Origin of the sequence: Arenibacter nanhaiticus (assembly GCF_900141935.1) — a bacterium.
GTDB classification, from domain to species: domain Bacteria; phylum Bacteroidota; class Bacteroidia; order Flavobacteriales; family Flavobacteriaceae; genus Arenibacter; species Arenibacter nanhaiticus.
Genome location: NZ_FQYX01000002.1, coordinates 207,122 through 225,072, shown reverse-complemented (window position 1 = coordinate 225,072; position 17,951 = coordinate 207,122). Strand labels below are relative to the sequence as shown.

Annotated in this window: 19 protein-coding genes; 12 read left to right on the top strand and 7 right to left on the bottom strand. The window is 38.7% G+C overall.

The window, feature by feature from the left end:
* Window positions 1–94 precede the first annotated feature (94 nt).
* Entirely contained in the window at window positions 95–733 is a 639-nt protein-coding gene (locus tag BUA16_RS02295) for a peroxiredoxin (RefSeq protein ID WP_072763013.1), read from the bottom strand.
* Between the two features lie 131 nt (window positions 734–864).
* Window positions 865–1,428: a thioredoxin family protein gene (locus tag BUA16_RS02290; protein WP_072763012.1), complete on the bottom strand. Its 564-nt coding sequence runs from the start codon at window positions 1,426–1,428 to the stop codon at window positions 865–867.
* Window positions 1,429–1,626: 198 nt separating this feature from the next.
* Between BUA16_RS02290 and BUA16_RS02285 the strand changes: the two genes are divergently transcribed.
* Together BUA16_RS02285 and BUA16_RS02280 are read left to right on the top strand one after the other, a co-directional pair.
* Window positions 1,627–1,932: a phosphoribosylpyrophosphate synthetase gene (locus BUA16_RS02285; protein WP_072763084.1), complete on the top strand. Its 306-nt coding sequence runs from the start codon at window positions 1,627–1,629 to the stop codon at window positions 1,930–1,932.
* The gene (locus tag BUA16_RS02280) at window positions 1,929–2,267 is read left to right on the top strand and encodes a tRNA-binding protein (RefSeq protein ID WP_072763011.1); all 339 of its coding nucleotides are present in this window, start codon (window positions 1,929–1,931) and stop codon (window positions 2,265–2,267) included. The genes BUA16_RS02285 and BUA16_RS02280 overlap by 4 nt, the downstream gene beginning before the upstream one ends.
* Before the next feature lie 133 nt (window positions 2,268–2,400).
* Here the strand turns inward: BUA16_RS02280 and BUA16_RS02275 are convergent, their stop codons facing one another.
* The 3 genes from BUA16_RS02275 to BUA16_RS02260 form a co-directional block, all read right to left on the bottom strand.
* Entirely contained in the window at window positions 2,401–4,926 is a 2,526-nt protein-coding gene (locus BUA16_RS02275) for a M14 family metallopeptidase (RefSeq protein WP_072763010.1), read from the bottom strand.
* Window positions 4,927–5,446: 520 nt separating this feature from the next.
* Window positions 5,447–5,818: a PUR family DNA/RNA-binding protein gene (locus tag BUA16_RS02265; protein WP_072763008.1), complete on the bottom strand. Its 372-nt coding sequence runs from the start codon at window positions 5,816–5,818 to the stop codon at window positions 5,447–5,449.
* 79 nt (window positions 5,819–5,897) lie between these two features.
* Window positions 5,898–7,652, bottom strand: a complete 1,755-nt coding sequence (locus BUA16_RS02260; RefSeq protein ID WP_072763083.1) for an ABC transporter ATP-binding protein — start codon at window positions 7,650–7,652, stop codon at window positions 5,898–5,900.
* A gap of 182 nt (window positions 7,653–7,834) precedes the next feature.
* Between BUA16_RS02260 and nusB the strand changes: the two genes are divergently transcribed.
* The 3 genes from nusB to yajC are packed head-to-tail and all read left to right on the top strand — an operon-like array spanning window position 7,835 to window position 9,595.
* Window positions 7,835–8,782, top strand: coding sequence for a transcription antitermination factor NusB (gene nusB, locus BUA16_RS02255; protein WP_072763007.1), 948 nt, complete (start codon window positions 7,835–7,837; stop codon window positions 8,780–8,782).
* 42 nt (window positions 8,783–8,824) lie between these two features.
* Window positions 8,825–9,298, top strand: a complete 474-nt coding sequence (locus BUA16_RS02250; RefSeq protein ID WP_072763006.1) for a DUF1573 domain-containing protein — start codon at window positions 8,825–8,827, stop codon at window positions 9,296–9,298.
* A 9-nt stretch (window positions 9,299–9,307) separates the two neighbouring features.
* Window positions 9,308–9,595 carry a preprotein translocase subunit YajC gene (yajC, locus tag BUA16_RS02245; RefSeq protein WP_072763005.1) on the top strand — a complete coding sequence of 96 codons (288 nt, stop codon included), beginning with the start codon at window positions 9,308–9,310 and terminating at the stop codon, window positions 9,593–9,595.
* 170 nt (window positions 9,596–9,765) lie between these two features.
* On the opposite strand, the gene BUA16_RS02240 is transcribed toward yajC, so the two are convergent.
* The gene (locus BUA16_RS02240) at window positions 9,766–10,362 is read right to left on the bottom strand and encodes a YdeI/OmpD-associated family protein (RefSeq protein ID WP_072763004.1); all 597 of its coding nucleotides are present in this window, start codon (window positions 10,360–10,362) and stop codon (window positions 9,766–9,768) included.
* 12 nt (window positions 10,363–10,374) lie between these two features.
* A complete protein-coding gene (pepT, locus tag BUA16_RS02235) occupies window positions 10,375–11,601 on the bottom strand; it encodes a peptidase T (RefSeq protein ID WP_072763003.1) in 1,227 nt (408 codons plus the stop codon).
* A gap of 73 nt (window positions 11,602–11,674) precedes the next feature.
* Here pepT and BUA16_RS02230 point away from each other — a divergent pair, with 73 nt between their 5' ends.
* The 7 genes from BUA16_RS02230 to BUA16_RS02200 all read left to right on the top strand — a co-directional run bounded on the left by BUA16_RS02230 (window position 11,675) and on the right by BUA16_RS02200 (window position 17,901).
* Complete coding sequence (locus tag BUA16_RS02230) at window positions 11,675–12,091, top strand: hypothetical protein (protein ID WP_072763002.1); 417 nt, start codon at window positions 11,675–11,677, stop codon at window positions 12,089–12,091.
* A gap of 83 nt (window positions 12,092–12,174) precedes the next feature.
* Window positions 12,175–13,215 carry a quinone-dependent dihydroorotate dehydrogenase gene (locus BUA16_RS02225; RefSeq protein ID WP_072763001.1) on the top strand — a complete coding sequence of 347 codons (1,041 nt, stop codon included), beginning with the start codon at window positions 12,175–12,177 and terminating at the stop codon, window positions 13,213–13,215.
* A 408-nt stretch (window positions 13,216–13,623) separates the two neighbouring features.
* Window positions 13,624–14,250, top strand: coding sequence for a LysE family translocator (locus BUA16_RS02220; protein ID WP_072763000.1), 627 nt, complete (start codon window positions 13,624–13,626; stop codon window positions 14,248–14,250).
* A gap of 33 nt (window positions 14,251–14,283) precedes the next feature.
* Window positions 14,284–15,150: a hydroxymethylglutaryl-CoA lyase gene (locus BUA16_RS02215; protein WP_072762999.1), complete on the top strand. Its 867-nt coding sequence runs from the start codon at window positions 14,284–14,286 to the stop codon at window positions 15,148–15,150.
* 490 nt (window positions 15,151–15,640) lie between these two features.
* Window positions 15,641–16,813, top strand: a complete 1,173-nt coding sequence (locus BUA16_RS02210) for a hypothetical protein (RefSeq protein WP_072762998.1) — start codon at window positions 15,641–15,643, stop codon at window positions 16,811–16,813.
* A 51-nt stretch (window positions 16,814–16,864) separates the two neighbouring features.
* Complete coding sequence (locus BUA16_RS02205) at window positions 16,865–17,401, top strand: FMN-binding protein (RefSeq protein WP_245795504.1); 537 nt, start codon at window positions 16,865–16,867, stop codon at window positions 17,399–17,401.
* Complete coding sequence (locus tag BUA16_RS02200) at window positions 17,401–17,901, top strand: hypothetical protein (RefSeq protein WP_072762997.1); 501 nt, start codon at window positions 17,401–17,403, stop codon at window positions 17,899–17,901. Before BUA16_RS02205 ends, BUA16_RS02200 begins: the two co-directional genes overlap by 1 nt.
* Window positions 17,902–17,951 lie beyond the last annotated feature (50 nt).

The following is a 17,951-nucleotide window of genomic DNA, read 5'->3' as shown; positions in this document are numbered from 1 at the left end:
TTCGCCTTAGGCGAAATAAAAAGCCTTCCCATTAAAAAATAAGAAGGCTTTAAACACAAAATTATTATAGACCTAGGTTATCAGCTGTCGAGATTTAGATATTAGGTTGTGGTGTCATTCTTAAATAAGGTTTTACCTCTTCTACCCCTTTAGGGAATATTTTTTTAGCATCTTCTGTGGTAATCGCTGGGCTAACGACTACCTTATCTCCGTGTTTCCAGTTGGCCGGTGTAGCCACTTTATGATAAGCAGTTAACTGTAAAGAATCTATTACCCTTAAGAGTTCATGGAAATTACGACCCGTAGATGCAGGGTAGGTAATCATTAATTTTACGGTTTTATCTGGAGCGATGATGTATACAGAACGCACGGTCAAATTGTCATCCGCATTAGGGTGTATCATATCGTATAGTGTAGAGACTTTTTTGTCTTCATCGGCAATGATAGGAAAGTTTACCGTAGTGTTTTGGGTTTCGTTAATGTCCTTGATCCATTCGTTATGCGATTCCTTGCCATCTACACTAAGGGCAATCATTTTTACATTACGTCTATCAAACTCATCCTTAAATTTGGCTGCAGATCCCAATTCGGTGGTACAAACAGGTGTAAAATCGGCAGGATGAGAAAACAAAATTCCCCATGAGTCTCCTAAATAGTCATAAAAATCAATCATGCCTAAAGAAGTATCTGCCGTAAAATTTGGAGCTAAGTCGCCCAATCGTAATGTTGCCATTGTAAGTTGTTTTAAGGTTAAAATTATATAGTCTATAAAATTAGTAGATTAAGCTTGGAATCAAATCTTATTAAGGTTAAAAATGTATTAAAATTTTATTTTGGTCCAAAAGCCTAAAAGTAATACCTGGTCTATTTTGCTTTCTTCCATTTTATATTACAGCCCATACTGGGTTTTTGAATTTCGGATATGGCGGTGCCATCAATAAGGGCATCCATGGCCTGTTTTAGATCGTGCCCTGTAACCGGAATTTCGTTTCCCGGGCGCGAATTGTCATACTGGCCCCTGTAAACCAATAGCAGTTTTGGGTCGAATAAATAAAAATCGGGCGTACAAGCTGCATTATATGCCTTGGCTACCTCTTGGGAGCTGTCATATAGATAAGGAAAGGTGTATCCTTCTTCTTGGCTGACCATGGTCATTAGTTGAGGACTGTCTTGAGGATAGTTTTCTACGTCGTTGCTAGAAATAGCTATAAAGTTAATGCCTTTTGGCTGATATTCCTTGGCCAGTTGTGTTATACTAGCATTGAGATGCTTTACAAATGGACAATGATTACAAATAAACATGATCACCGTGCCCAGACGTCCTTGTAGTGCTGATAAGGCTTTGTATTCATTTGTTGTGGTGTCAAGTAATTTAAAATCGGGTGCTTTAGTGCCTAAAGGCAACATATTGCTAGGAGTGTTGGCCATAATGATAGGGTATTGATACAATTGATAAGATACAAAGTTAAAAGATATTTAATTTATTTGTGTCCCTTGCCGACAATAGTTAATTTGAAGGTCATTGTAAATTTCAATGATGAAATGTGCATGTTCGTAAACTTGTTGAAAATACCAATTCAGCTGTGCGAATTACATATCACCATTAAAAAAAATAAATGTCTGTATATGAAAAATATGTACTCTAGTTTGGCGGTAGCCATTAACGAGCTTAGAAAAGAGGGGTACACGGAAGACCTTAATCTTTGTGGGGTAGGAATAGAAAATAAAAAACTCAAGCGAATGCATGCCGCAAAAGATTTTAATGTGGTACAATACTTTCGGTTCGAAGGAATGACCAACCCCGGAGACAATACCGTTTTATATGCCATTGAAACTACTAATGGCGACAAAGGATTATTGGTTGATGGCTATGGTATGTATTCGGGAAATATTTCCAAAGAATTAATCGAAAAACTTAAAATTTCAGAATGAGCGATACTATTGCCTGGCATGACTTTGCAAAGGTCGATATGCGTGTAGGAAGCATTATAGAAGTCAATGATTTTCCCGAAGCCCGTAAGCCTGCTTATCAAATAGTCATAGATTTTGGTCCGGAAATAGGGTTCAGGAAATCTTCTGCCCAAATTACCGAGCGCTATTCAAAAGAGGAACTTGTGGGAAGGCAGATTGTGGCCGTGATTAACTTTCCAAAGAAACAAATTGCAAATTTTATGAGCGAATGCCTTGTCCTAGGGGCAGTAGAGGGGCAAGATGTGGTATTGTTAGCCCCAGGGGCACAGGTGCCAAACGGGCTCAAAGTCTCCTGAGAAATACCCTAAAGAAAGCTATCTGTCTGTCTGCGATATGGATAAAAATTGAAATTGCTCCGTTCGAAGAGATGCTAAAAAAAATCCCCTCCTAAAACAATGGAGGGGATTTGAATAGTATTCTATGGTGTTGTTACATGATCTTACCAAAAAAGATGGCATTCATCAATAATTTATTGGTACCGTACCAAAATCCTCTAAAATTGGTATTGTCGGTAAAGACAATTACCCGGCCCTTGCCCATTCGCTGGACCTGGAAAGGGACACTGTTTTTGATCAGCGCAAGATTTTCTTCCGAAATATAACCGCTCAATAGAGGCGTGTTTGTATACTTTATGGGGTTGTTAAAACTCTCCTTATCGGCTTCTATGTAAATGTTGGTGTTTCTAAACATGGGAAGTTGATCATTTTGGTAGCCAAAATTAATAGGATGGGAACGGTCCAGGGTTGTTTCAAAAATGGCACCCCCAGTAATTTGAGCTCCTAAAAAATCTTTCCTTTGGCCAAAGCTTATATTTTTAGCCACTAAGCTGTCTTTCTTGAATGTAAGCTTTATAAAATCATTTTTAGACAACCATTCTGTGGCGTTTCTATAGCCTATGAGTACCCCGCCTTTTTGTACCCACGCCTTTAGTTTTTCACTGTTGTTTTTGTCCAAACCACCCCCACGGCTACCGTTGGGTAAAATAATCGCCGTGTACTTGGACAAATCTGTGCGATTTAAGTATTCCGTATCTAATTTGGTGAGTTTTATATCGTAACGTTGATCTAACAAATGCCAGATTTCCCCGGCGTCATAAGAGGTGATCCCGCTGCCTACGACCATGGCTATCTCTTGTTTCTTTAGAGCATCAAACTCGTTACTCCCCAAATCTATACCCTTTGTCAGACCTGTGTTTACGGCCACCATGTTTACTTTGCTGTCATGGGAAATTTGTTTTAAAACCGCGTAGAGCTCCTTGCTGTTAAAGCCCTGGTTTTGGACCGGTATCATAATGGTGCCGTAATCATAATGTTTGCCTTCTACAAAAAATGGCTGTGTGGCTACCTTGGCCCTAATTCCTTTATTTAGGATGCTATTTAGTGCTTTTGGGGTATAGTATTCATGCCATTCAAATACATAGGCATAGTTGCTTTGCTTTGCTATAGTGGTCGTAAGCGGGGTTAAATCTGTGATTTCTTCTCCGGCATAGGTCATGGACGAGACTTCGGTATAATCAACATTAAAGGCCAACGGAAATGTCCAAGCCGAAATATCGTAAAAAAGACTGTCTGTAAACTGCGTTCTTTTTTCGAACATGGCCTGTACCAAGCGATAGTTCTTTTGTTGGGTAGGGATTACAAAACTACTTTCCTTTTTATAGGCTTTTCCGGCAAGGGTTACATCCTTGGAGAGTGCGTGAAATTTAATTTTATGATGCTGTAAGATTTCGGCCAAATGCCATGTTTTGGCGGCATCTTTTGTGTCCCCAAAAATTAGTGCTTTCGATTTATTTTTTTCCGCTTCCGCCTTTGCCGTCTGATAAAAGTCGCGCTGATATGCCAATATCTTAGCACGCATATTTTTTGCCGCTTCAATGGTCGAAAGGGCGGTGGTAAATTGGTTGCGTATGGTAAAAGGAAAGCTTAGGAGTCCGTTCTCACTTTCCTGAAGGTGCCCGCGAGAACTCCCTTGTTCGAACAAAATACCAATACTGCCGTTTATATCGGGGAAGGTAGATCCTTTCCCATAGAAATAATCGTCAAAATTTTCTTCGGAATAGTATAAGGAACCAATATTGTCCAAGGCCTTGGCATGGTAGGTCCCTATTTCTCTGGTGAGCTCTTGGTTTAATTCCGGGGTCAGGGGATGTACCCGGCCAGGAACCCCCGGTTGAAAGAAAAAGGTAGAATTGGTACCCATCTCATGGTGGTCGGTGAGAATATTGGGCATCCATTTATGGAAACTAGCTATTCTGGCCCTGCTCTCCGGTAGCTGAACCGGAAGCCAATCACGGTTCATGTCAAACCAATAATGATTGGTCCGGCCTCCTGGCCAGACCTCGTGAAATTCCCGATCGTTAGGATCCGATACTAGATTTTTGCCCTTATTGGAATTGGCCCAATAGGCAAATCGCTGCAAACCGTCTGGGTTAAAGGAAGGATCGAGTAAAATAACCATGTCCTGTAGCAAAACTTCTATTTCTGGGCCTTCGGCAGCAGCTAAATAATAGGCGTAGGCCAAGGCGGCATTAGATCCGCTAGGCTCATTGCCGTGAATAGAAAAGCCTTGGTAAACCACTATAGGCATAGTGTTTACGTCGTGTTTTTTATCAAAGTTTTCGGTAAGATCAAGATGCTCCTTTCTTATGACGTCTATATTTTTATGGTTGCTGGGGCTCGTTACCGTAGCCAAAATAAGAGGGCGGCCCTCAAAGGTAGTCCCCCTGTTCTCCAGGGTTATCCGGTCGCTCGCCTTGGCCAATGCCTGCATGTAAAAAAGCAGCTTGTCATGGGTAATATGCCATTCCCCTACCTCGTGGCCAATAATGTCCTTGGGGGTGGGGATTGTTCGGTTATAACTGACATTGTCCGGTAGGTAATAATCCAAGGTAGGTAGTTCTTGGGCCGTCAGATTCTGCAAAACGGCCAATAGTAATAAAACAATGGTTTTTCTCATGAGCTAGTAAGTTTTATCAATTTAAAAGGGTTTGTAATAGCAAATACTAAATGCGGCCTAAAAGATACCATAAAAGAAATGGAAGGCAAATGAAATGGGGCTCGTTCTAGTTCTTTAATGCCATCCTGCCCAGATTTTTTAGATACTAAATGAGCTGTTCTTCTGGGCGTTCCCTCCTTCGTCGGGCGGGCCCTTGGCTATATCCCTTGCTTTGCTGCGGGGATGCCGCCGCGGTCCCTAACGCAGTTTTATGTAAAAATGTAGCAGCTTTTAGGGAATTGATGTGCCAAGGAAAAATGGAAATATACATATTGGTGCTAGAATCCAAGGGGAAGCTAGGCTACGATGGGAATAATTAATTGGAAAAGGGTATTAATACGTGATTAAATAAAAGCCTATAAAAACGGCAGCGGTTCAGGGGCCAATACTTATTGCGAAGGGAGGAACCTTAGCAAGTGGAATAAAATAAAAAACGGCCCTTTGTAGAAGGGCCGTTTTAAGGTATGTTGACAGTAAAAGATTAAATATCATCGAAGTTTACATCTGTAAAGCTATCTGTGGAAACGATCGGGTCATTGTCCGTAAGCTCTTCTTTTTTAAAATCTTTTTGATGGCGTTCCGAGATCACTTCAGAACCTTTTTCATCAATAATATAATCCATCATTTCATCTAAGTTCTCTTTAAAGGCCGTAAAGTCTTCTTTATATAAATAAATTTTGTGTTTTTTATAGTGAAAAGATCCATCGTCATGTGTAAACTTCTTACTCTCCGTAACCGTTAAGTAGTAATCTCCTGCTTTTGTACTTCTAACATCGAAAAAATAAGTTCTCCTTCCCGCTCTTAAAACTTTTGAGTATATCTCTTCTTGGTCCATTAAATCTTTTTCGCTCATTTCGTCTAGTGTCTAGTTAATTTACTTAGATATATATATGTCAAAAGTGGAAAAAAAAACCTAATCTAACAACATTTTTTTATTTTTCTTTCTTTGAGAGTTGATTCTTATATAATTCTTTATAATAACCTTGAACGGAATTTAATTGATCGTGCGAGCCTTGCTGAATTAATTTGCCATTTTCCAAAACTAAGATCTTATCGGCATTTTTGGCAGAAGATACCCTATGGCTTACAATCAGGGTAGTTTTATCTTGGGATTCCTTCTTAAGCTGATTTAATATCTGTTCTTCAGTTTCGGTATCTACCGCAGAAAGGCAGTCGTCGAAGAGGTATATTTGCGGGTTTTTTATCAGTGCCCTGGCAATCGATACACGTTGTTTTTGTCCCCCGCTAAGGGTAATGCCTCGTTCTCCTAAAACGGTGTCGTATTTTTTGGTAAAATCCATTATGTTTTTATGGACCACAGCTTTTTTGGCTACTGCAACAACTTCTTCATCGGTAGAATTTTCCTTTCCAAATTTGATGTTGTTCTTTATAGTATCAGAAAAAAGAAAGGCGTCCTGAGGGACCGCACCAATAGCTTGCCTCAGGTTTTTTAAATTAAGATCTTGTATCGGAAGGTCGTCTATGAAAATAGCTCCAGAATTAATATCGTATAATCGGGCAATAAGATCTAAAATAGTAGACTTCCCCGATCCGGTCTTTCCAATAATGGCCACCGTCTCCCCTTGGTTTATGGTAAAGGAGATATTGTTAAGGGCAGTAATATTAGTGTCCTGGTAAGTGAAGGAAACATTTTTAAATTCTATTTTTCCCTTGATAGGGGTTTCTTTGGCAGTATGGCTAACAATGGCAGGTTCTTCCTGTAAGAACTGGTTGATTCTTTTTTGGGATGCTTCTGCCCTTTGTACAATAGAGGTTACCCATCCAACAACGGCTACCGGCCATGTAAGCATATTGACATAGAGAATAAACTCGGCTATAATCCCCACAGATTCTATTTCGCCATTTATATACTGCTGACCGCCAACATAAATAACAAAGATGTTACTGATACCGATCAACAAAATCATTAAGGGGGAAAACCAAGCATTCACCTTGGCCAAATTCATGCTCTTGTCTTTGCCCTCATTGGCCAAAGCTTTTAGTTCAGCGTTTATTTTAGGTTCAAGGGCATAGGCTTTAATCACAGAAACTCCGGAGAATGATTCTTGGGTAAAGGCAGACAATGTCGATAAAAACTCCTGTACTATAGTGCTGCGATGATGAATTATTTTGCTGATGACATAGATTAAAACAGAAAGGACAGGCAGGGGTAATAGCGCATAAAGTGCTAGGGTAGGAGCCTTAATAAACATTAAAGGGATAAGGCACACAAAAAGCGTTAAGGTCTGAATACCGTACATAATGGCAGGACCACCATACAAGCGTACTTGGTTGACATCTTCACTAATCCTGTTCATTAAATCGCCGGTGCGGTTCTTTTTATAAAAATCGAGGCTTAATCGCTGGTAGTGTTCAAAAACCTCATTTTTTAAGTCGTATTCAATGTATCGCGAAACATTAATAATGGTTTGTCTCATTAAAAAGGTGAAAAAACCAGAGAGGATGGCCGCACCCACAATAATAAGGATGTATTGTAAAAGTAGGTCCTTGGCCTCTGCTTGTAAAATATCATTCTTTATAAAATCTTCGACAACTTCGATGGACTTTTTGACATAGGACGGCATGACCAATTGAAAAACCCGTGCCACTATGGTGATGAAAATACCAACAAGGAGTTTAAACCTGTATTTTTTAAAATATTTATTGAGATGTTTAAGTTCTTTCATCCGATCGGAAACTGGAAAACTAAGGTTATAAAATGCAATTTGACAAAGATAGTAGTTTGCTGCTAAAACAAATGTTATAAATGCCATAAGATAATCGACCCAAGAGTAGTAGTGATTAAAAAATATAATCTTATTTTTGTACCCGAAAAGATTTAATATATTTCACTAAAAGTTCTTTAACAATGCTTACAAGAAGGCACATAAGAGTAAAAGTTATGCAATGCATATATGCATTGACACAGGCAAAAGATGATTCGCTGAGAAAACAAGAAAATTTTTTGCAGGCAAGCATTGATAATATGTATACCCTATACCTGTTAATGTTTAGTCTTTTTATAGAAGTTCATGAAAGAGCTTCAGACCAGATCAACCTTTCGTCCAAAAAATATTTGGCGAATGCTTCCGACAACTTACCCAACAAAGAAAAATTCCTGAATAACAAATTATTGCTACAAATCGTAGGCAATAAGTCCTTGTCCGATGAGTTGGAAAATCGGAAACTGAACAACTGGTACTTAAACGAAGAGTACGTTAAGATTATCTACAAAGAAATTATCGAGAGCGAGCTATATCAAGAGTATATGGCAAAGCCAAACAGTACTTACGAAGAAGACAAAAAATTAATTTTGGATCTTTTTAAGAATATTATCGCGCCGAACGAAAAAATCTATGAGTATTTCGAGGATGATAAATTAACTTGGGTAGATGATATTCCTATTGTAAACACCTATATCTTAAAGCAATTCAAAAAAGTTAAGGAAAGCGATCTTCCTTCTTATTTTCTACCGCCACTTTTAAAGGATAGTGAAGATTTGGAATACGCCAATAAATTACTGACCAAGACCCTTTTGAACAATCAGAAGTTAGAGAAGGAAATAGAAGGGAAAACCCCTAATTGGGACAAGGATAGGATTGCCGATATAGACGCTATTTTGTTGAAAATGGCGATTTGCGAACTTTTAAATTTTCCGTCTATTCCAGAGCGTGTAACCATCAACGAGTTTTTGGAAATCGCGAAAGAGTATTCTACTCCAAAAAGTAGTATTTTTATCAACGGAATTTTAGATAAGTTGGTGAAGGAATATATGGACGAAGGAAAGCTTAAAAAAGTAGGTAGGGGTCTCTTGTAAACAAATAATCCTTAATTTTACATCAACTAAAAAATATTAATTATGAAAAGAATATTCTTAACATTAAGTTTTGCTTCTGTTTTAGTGCTTTTTTCTTGTAAAGAAAATGCATCCAGTAAAATTAATGCTGAAAATGTTGAGGTGGCTGCAGATAGGGATGCTGCCGCGAAAAGCTTACCTGTGATGAGCTTTGATAAAGTAGAGCACGACTTTGGCTCTATAGAACAAAACAGCCCACAAGAAACTATTTTCACCTTCACAAATACCGGTGATGCGCCTTTAATACTTACAGACGCAAAGAGTAGTTGTGGGTGTACTATACCAGAATATCCAAAAAACACCCCTATCGCACCAGGAGAGTCTGGAAAAATGGTGGTTAAGTTTAATGGTGCTGGTCAGAACCAAGTAACAAAAACAATTTCTGTTTCTGCAAACACTAGCAAAGGAACAGAAACCTTAAGAATTAAAGCATTCGTTAACCCTAAAGGAACAGGCGCATTAGGACCTGTTAAATAAATTGAAATTATGTTAGAACAATATCCTTATCTTCCACTTGTATTGATGTTTGTGGTAGTTTATTTCTTTATGATCGCTCCACAAAGAAAGCGCCAAAAACAAGAAAAGAAATTTGCCGCAGAGTTAAAAAGGGGAGATAAAGTAGTTACCAAAAGTGGTATGCACGGAAAAATTTTCGAAATAAACGACAATGATTTTAGCTGTGTATTGGAAACTATGGCTGGTAAAATTAAGTTTGATAGATCTGCTATTTCTATGGAGTTGAGCAATAAATTGAATGCTCCGGAAAAAAAGTAATTACTATTTTTTGTAAAAATATAAAAAGCACTAACCTAAGGTTGGTGCTTTTTTAGTTTCTATAGGTGGCGATCTGCCGATTTGTATAGGGCTAAAAGGGGGCGTTATTCCCTATTTGAGAAAAGGTGTATTAGTGGTTGCTAATCGCCCAATTCATGAGGTAGGAAAGCCTAATTTTTTCGATACCCATCGTTTAGGCCCAATCCTTCTAATAATTTTGGGCTACATTTTTCCAACCTAGCGCGTTTTGTTTTCTCTTGCTTTGCTTCACTAATATATTCGCAGTACTCCCTTCGTTTGTACGGGGGCAATTGATAGAAGTTCGTTCGTAATATTGGGTTTGAATTTAAAAAAGCTGTTAGCAAGGGAGGTACTTTAATGGGGTTCTTCCTTTGAGGGGCAAGGCTCATTCCTTTTTTCTGGTTGTCAATGGCTTCTTGTACATAGGCTGTCACTGCAAGGGGGTTTACTTCCTCTAAGGCATAGAATTTCCAATGGCGCATGGCTTTGGTCACTCCTTCCCGGGCGTTTTCTAAAACTTTAACGGGGTCTGATAAAAAGACCCCGTTAAAAAACCAAATTCCAAAATAGGACTTAAAGGCGATGATACCCAGTATATTTTTATTGTCCAAGGTATACACGGGACAGCTCCATTTAAAAGATTCTTCCAGTTCGGTTTTTAGGACTATTTCTCGCAAAAGAGCAATGCCATCTTTAAAGGGGCGCTCCTTTTCGTAATAGCTTTTTATCTTTTCCTGGACTGTCATACCATTACGGCCTTAGTTTCTTTGAGCGGTAAGCTCGCATATTTTTACAATAACATCAACTGCTTTTTGCATACTTTCTACCGGGACATATTCGTATTTACCGTGAAAATTATGTCCGCCGGCAAAAATATTAGGGCAGGGGAGGTTCATAAAGCTCAATTGGGAACCGTCGGTTCCTCCGCGGATAGGTTTTATGATCGGAACTATATCTAGAGATTCCATAGCTTCTTTGGCAATATCTACAATATGCATCACGGGTTCAATTTTTTCGCGCATATTAAAATATTGGTCCAGGACCTCAATTTTGATATAATCGCCATGTTGTGTATTGAGCTTTTGCGTGATTTCCTGTAGCAATTGTTTTCTGGCATTGAACTTTTCCATGTCATGGTCCCTGATGATTAGTTCTAGTTCGGCATGCTCTATGGTACCATTGATATGGTGAACATGAAAGAATCCTTCTCTTGCCGTCGTTTTCTGTGGAACTTCATCCGCAGGTAATAAGGACATAAATTCGTTTGCTATGGAGATAGCATTGATCATTTTTCCTTTGGCATAGCCAGGGTGTACACTTTTTCCCTGTATGGTTACTTTGGCTGATGCAGCATTGAAATTTTCATATTCCAATTCCCCAATCTGGCTGCCGTCCATTGTATAAGCCCAATCGGCCCCAAAGGCAGCTACATCAAATTTATGGGCGCCACGGCCAATTTCTTCATCGGGGGTAAAGCCTACCCTGATAGTTCCGTGCTTAATTTCAGGATGGTTGATCAAATATTCCATGGCTGTTACAATTTCTGTGATCCCCGCCTTGTCATCTGCTCCTAATAAGGTGGTCCCGTCCGTAGTAATCAGGGTGTTGCCCTTGTATTGCAACAAATCTTCAAAATAATTGGGCGATAGAATAATATTTTCTGTTTTGTTCAGTACAATATCGCCTCCATCATAATTTTTTATCAATTGTGGCTTCACATTGGTAGCGGTAAAATCTGGTGAAGTATCAAAATGTGAAATAAAACCGATGGTAGGTACTTGCTTGTCGATATTGCTTGGCAGGGTAGCCATGATATAGGCGTTGTCGTCAATGGTGACATCCTGCATGCCGATCTGTTTTAATTCGGCTACTAGAAGATGTGCCAAGGTCCATTGTTTTTCCGTGCTGGGAGTGTTGTTAGAATCAGGGTTGCTTTGGGTATCGATAGTGATATAACTAATAAATCTATCTATAATTTGTTGCATAAATATAATTTTTACACAAAAATACTGTTTATATAGTAGTAAGTGAATACTTGTTTAAGACAAATTATCTTCTATGGATTTAAAACGGACCTGCCTTTTCTTAACGCTTTTAGCTTCTTTTATTTCTTTACACGCACAGAACGATTGCGGTTTGGGAATTGGAATTAGTGATACAAATAACATTATTCAGGTTTTTCAGCTCAATGGGGAACAGGTTGCCAAATTAAAGGAGTTTATAGCAGCACTGGAGGTGGAGACACGGGGCATTGAGGAGGCAGAAACAACCCTTTTTGAAAAGCACCCTCAAAGTACGGCCGAGGAATTAACTGATTTAGCCAAAAAGTACGAAGCATTACAGTTGCAAATGGTAGCGGTTTCCAGAAAATACGATTTAAAAGTACTGGCATTATTAAATGAAAAACAATATGATAGGTATATTTCCCTTTGCAAAGAGGTCTCTAGAAAACCCTTGGATTTTCAGCAGGAATAAATTTTATAACTATGTTAATAAAACTACACTATAAAGGATAATATACTTCTGTTAGTTTGTACTTTTGTGAAAATTATTTTTACATGTATAAGCTTATAATTCGTCCTATACTTTTCCTTTTTGATCCCGAAAAAGTACATCATTTAATTTTTAATTCCGTTCGTTTTTTTAAAAAAATCGGCTTGTCTGGTTTGTTTAGATCTATTTATGTGCTAGACGACCCACGGTTGGAGCGCGAATTATTTGGTCTGAAATTTAAAAACCCTGTAGGTCTGGCTGCTGGCTTCGATAAGGATGCCAAATTGTATAACGAATTGGCAGATTTTGGTTTCGGGTTTATTGAAATAGGAACCCTAACCCCAAAGCCGCAAGACGGAAATCCAAAAAAACGCTTGTTTCGATTAAAATCGGATAGTGCTATCGTAAACCGAATGGGGTTTAACAATCAGGGTGTAATGACCGCTGTTGAAAACCTTAAAAAACCCCACAATATATTGGTGGGCGGGAATATTGGGAAAAACAAGGTAACCCCTAATGAGCTGGCCGTAAAGGATTATTTAATTTGCTTTGATGCCTTGTTCGACTATGTAGACTATTTTGTAGTCAATGTAAGTTCGCCCAACACTCCAGGGCTTAGAGAGCTTCAAGATAGGGCTCCATTGACCGCATTGTTATTGGATCTTAAAAAAGAAAACACCAAGTTGGCTAAGGATAAAGGAACCAAGGAAAAACCGATCCTTTTAAAAATAGCCCCAGACTTAACGGATAGCCAGTTAATGGATATCATTGGGATTGTAAGCGATACTGCTATCGATGGGGTTATTGCAACAAATACTACCATTGCTCGTGAGAATTTAAAATCTCCAAAAGAATTACAGGAAGAAATGGGAGGTTTAAGTGGTAAGCCATTGACCAAAAGAAGTACCGAGGTAATCCGATTTCTTTCTCAAAAAAGTAATAAAGCCTTTCCTATTATAGGGGTAGGCGGAATACATTCTGCCGAAGATGCTATCGAGAAATTGGAGGCAGGGGCAGATTTGATTCAATTGTGGACAGGCTTTATATACGAAGGGCCGGCACTGATAAAGAAAATCAATAAAGCAATTTTAAGTAAAAATGTTTAGGGCTTTATAGTGTATCTACTAAAAGGGTGCTTACTGCCTTCGCTAGGAGGTAGTAAGCAATAGAATTGCTTGTCATGGGTTAAAAGAGGGTGTTTAGTCTTGGCAATGCCGCTGTCTGAAAGAATAGTTTGGGGAAATTCTTTTACCTCCTTGTCCCATCCGATACTAAATAGAGGGTTTCAGAAGTAGATAAAAAAAGTTGCATGGCCCCTGGGATTTGTATGAGGGAGCTATATGAACCCCTTCACGATTAGGGTAGCTATTGTTTTGTTACCGCCGATCATGATTTGTTGGTTTATTTTAAAAATAAAAGGACTTAATATAAAGGTAGCTGTTTTTTGATTTTCATTAGGGAAAACGGAAAATTACAGATCTTTGGATCTTAGATACCCTTCAATTTTTATTAGCGTGAATTACGAAATCCTATACACCTTTGTCTTCTCTACCGCACTACTGGCAATTTCACCCGGCCCTGATAATATATATGTGCTTGTACAGAGCATGTGTAATGGAAAAAAGTATGGAATAGCAACGGTCGCCGGCTTGATGACGGGTTGTTTAGTGCATGCTACCCTCCTGGCTTTTGGCGTTTCTGCGCTTATCAAGGAAAACGGGAAGTTGTTTTTTGTCATTAAATTGTTTGGGGCCCTATACTTGTTTTATTTGGCTTATCGGGTCTATAAGAGCAGCGGGGATATTAGTATTTCTGAGGATGGAGTGGCTAAAAAAAGTTTGCTTCAACTATATAAGCAAGGTTTTATCATGAACGTTTTGAACCCTAAGGTGACCATTTTTTTCTTGGCATTTTTTCCTGGGTTTCTATTTAGTAAAGAATTGAATATGGTGGTTCAGTTTTATATACTGACTGCCATTTTTATAATAGTTTCTTTTGTGATCTTTAGTGGGATAGCGATTCTTTCGGGAACGATAGCCATGTATATTAAAGGGCATCCGAAGGTAGGGACTATCTTAAAGTGGGTTCAAATAATTGTTTTTGCAAGCATTGGTATTTATCTATTGTTATCTGATAAATAATGCTAATTTTGATAAAGTTATTTTCTATATTGAATGTCTGATACGGTAAAAATTATAGAATGTCCTAGAGATGCCATGCAAGGCATCAAAACCTTTATTCCTACCGAAAAAAAGGTCAAGTATATTCAATCCTTGTTAAACTGTGGTTTTGATACCATAGATTTTGGCAGTTTTGTTTCCCCAAAGGCCATTCCTCAAATGACCGATACTGCCGAAGTACTCTCTTTATTAGACCTTTCCAAAACCAAAAGTAAGTTATTGGCCATTGTAGCCAATGTACGGGGAGCACAGGCAGCTGCCGAACATAGTGAAATCAACTATTTAGGCTATCCGTTTTCCATATCCGAGAATTTTCAGATGAGAAATACCCACAAGACTATTGCTGAATCGGTGGTAAGCTTGCAAGAAATACAAGAAATAGCCGAGGATAGCGGAAAAGAAGTTGTCACCTATATCTCCATGGGATTTGGAAACCCTTATGGGGATCCCTGGAATGTTGATATAGTAGGGGAGTGGACAGAAAGGCTTTCCGATATGGGGCTAAAAATCCTTTCTCTTTCCGATACTGTGGGGGCTTCTTCCCCGGAGGAGATCGATTATTTGTTTTCAAATTTAATACCCAAGTACCCTCATATTGAGTTTGGCGCACATTTGCATACTACTCCATCTCAATGGCACGAAAAAGTTGATGCGGCCTATAAGGCAGGTTGTCGGCGTTTTGACGGTGCTGTCCAAGGTTTTGGGGGCTGCCCAATGGCCAAGGACGAGCTGACAGGTAATATGCCTACCGAAAAGATGTTGTCCTATTTTACGGCGGCGAAGGTAGATACCAATGTCAATTGGATGGTCTTTGAAGCGGCTTATAATAAGGCTACCGAACTGTTTTCTGCCTACCATTAACGCAGTCAATAGGCTGGTGCCGACTATACATTCGATGACATTTTTACGGATTATATGTTTGTACAGATGTTAATTTCTATGGGCGTTTGGAGATTTTTTAAGCAGTCCTTCCTATATATAACGACCAGGAATAATTGTGCTATTGAATGAATAAGTTTTTGCGTTAGGGATGGCGGCGGCATCCCCGCAGCGAAGCAAGGGATATAGCCAAGAGCCCGGCCGACGCAGGAGGGAACGCCCAAATTATCATCCTAAAGACATGATACAGTTGTAAATAGGCTGGGGCTTTATTACTTTATATATCAACCCTATTCCAGTGAAAATTACACATAAGTGATAGCTAGCTTTTGATTGAATAACATGACTTCTAAAATTATTAACTTTTATTTATAATTAGTTTAAATAAACTTTGCAAGATTGGTTGCTGTTCTTATATTTGCACTCGTTTTTAAAAATTATTTACAATAAGTCTAAATAAGGATAAACCAAAATGAAGAAATTAATTTATTTATCAGCATTATTATTTTCTGCAAATATTTTTGCGCAAGGTATAACCGATACCACATCGACAAATCCTCAATACCAAGTGAATTCTGCTCAGCGAATCTTATCGGGAGTGCACGGGTCTGCCGTAACCTTGGGTGCTTACGGCGAAATGTTATACAACCAGCCAGAAGGGGATAACGGAGAATTGGATGTGCAACGATTGGTGGTTTTATTGGGATATAAATTTAACGATAGAACGCAATTTTTTACCGAAATAGAATTGGAGCACGTAGAAGAAGTTTACGTAGAACAGGCATTCGTAAACTATAATGTAGCTAATAATGTAAACCTTAGAGGAGGTTTAATGTTGGTACCTATGGGGATCATTAACGAATATCATGAGCCGACGACCTTTAACGGTGTGGAGCGTCCTGCGATGGACAATGTAATTGTACCAACTACTTGGAGAGAATTAGGAGTAGGGGTAAGTGGTAGGCTTAACAGCTTGTCCTTAGGGTACCAAGCTTATATTTTTAACGGGTTTAAATCTACCATATCCGATGGTGCCGATGGCGCAACTGGTTTCTTAAAAGGATCCAATGGTTTAAGGAGTGGTAGACAAAAGGGAATTAAATCTACTGTAGATAGCCCTACTTTTTCTGCGAAAGTTGATTATTACGGAGTTCCTGGATTGCGTTTGGGCTTGTCTTCTTATGTAGGGAAAACCCAAGCTGCTGACGAGGTAGAAAACCTAGAAGGTGCCAATATTGGGATCACTATGATAGGATTGGATGCTCGTTATGCTTATGAAAGATTTACCGCTAGAGGACAGTTTATACATGCTTCTCTTTCCGATACAGATGATTACAATGCGTTGACAAACAGAGATCTTGGTAGTGAATTGCAAGGATGGTATGTAGAAGGTGCTTATAATTTATTGCCAAGAAACAAGGAACAAAAACTATTTGCTTTTACCCGTTACGAAAAATACAATACCCATGCTGCTACTGCCGGTGGTTTGCAGAAGAATAAAGATTATGACAGAACCGATGTGACAACCGGATTAAGTTATCATATTGCCCCAGGGGTAGTTTTAAAAGGTGATTATCAGTTCAGAACCAATGAGGGCAGTGGAGAGGCCAATCGTTTGAATTTCGGAATTGGGGTATGGTTTTAATCAACCCCAATTTTATTATTAAAAATAATTCTAAATTAGTATTTTTGTACGATGCTGAAGAAAATTAGAATTACTGGGTTTTTAATGGCTACGGCCTTTATGGTTTTAGGTTTTGGATTGCCTAAAAACCTTCAAAATAGAGTAAATAAGGAGGTAGAGAAAGTTTTCAATACCTCCGTATTTACTTTAAAATCTGTTTCCGTTCCTAACGGGGTCAATGCTTCCTTGCCTACAAAAATAACCTCGGAGAATTTTTTTGCGGTAAAAACCGATACCGGAGTACTGGGATATGTATTTGTCGAAAATGCGCCGAGTAAAACGGCGACTTTCGACTTTTTGTTGGTTTTTGATAAAGATTTGTCCATAGTGCATTCCAAGGTGCTTATTTATAGGGAAGAGTATGGTGGTGAAATAGGAAGCAAGAGATGGCTGCGACAATTTAATGGCAAGAACGGTAAGGACAGGGTGAGCCACGAGACCAATATCGATGGGATTTCCGGTGCTACGATTTCGGTACGCTCCATGACCGATGCTATTGACGATATATTGCAAACAGTAGGAATCCTTCAAGTAAAAAATATCCTTTAATGAATTATAACGGACTTTTGTTATCCTTTCCCCGAGAAATAAAGATGTTTGTTGGGGTTTTTGTGCTTGTTTTGTCTATTGGCTTTTTTACAGGACTACTATTTGTATCGGAAACCAGTGGTACTTCTGTGAATGGTATAGAAGAAAATTATCTGGGAAATGAAGATGATGATGAAGCCGAGATCATGAAATTTAAAAAAGGAAACCGGGAAATGCTAACGATAGTACACACCCATATCCTGTCCATGTCCATGATATTTTTTTTACTGGGCGGACTTGTCTGGTTGACAAAATTACCTAAGAACCTTAAGCTCTTTCTTACCGTAGAGCCATTGTTGTCAGTAGTATTAACCTTTGGTGGTATCTACTTGATGTGGATCGGAATGTTATGGGCAAAGTACGTGGTTATTGTCTCTGGGTTTTTAATGACCGCGAGCTTTAGTCTAGGCGCTTTATTGGTTCTTTGGCAATTGTGTCAAAAACCAAATATTGATAATTAATGACTTAAGCTTATTAAAGTTCTTCAAAAAGTAGTATATTTGCACGCAAT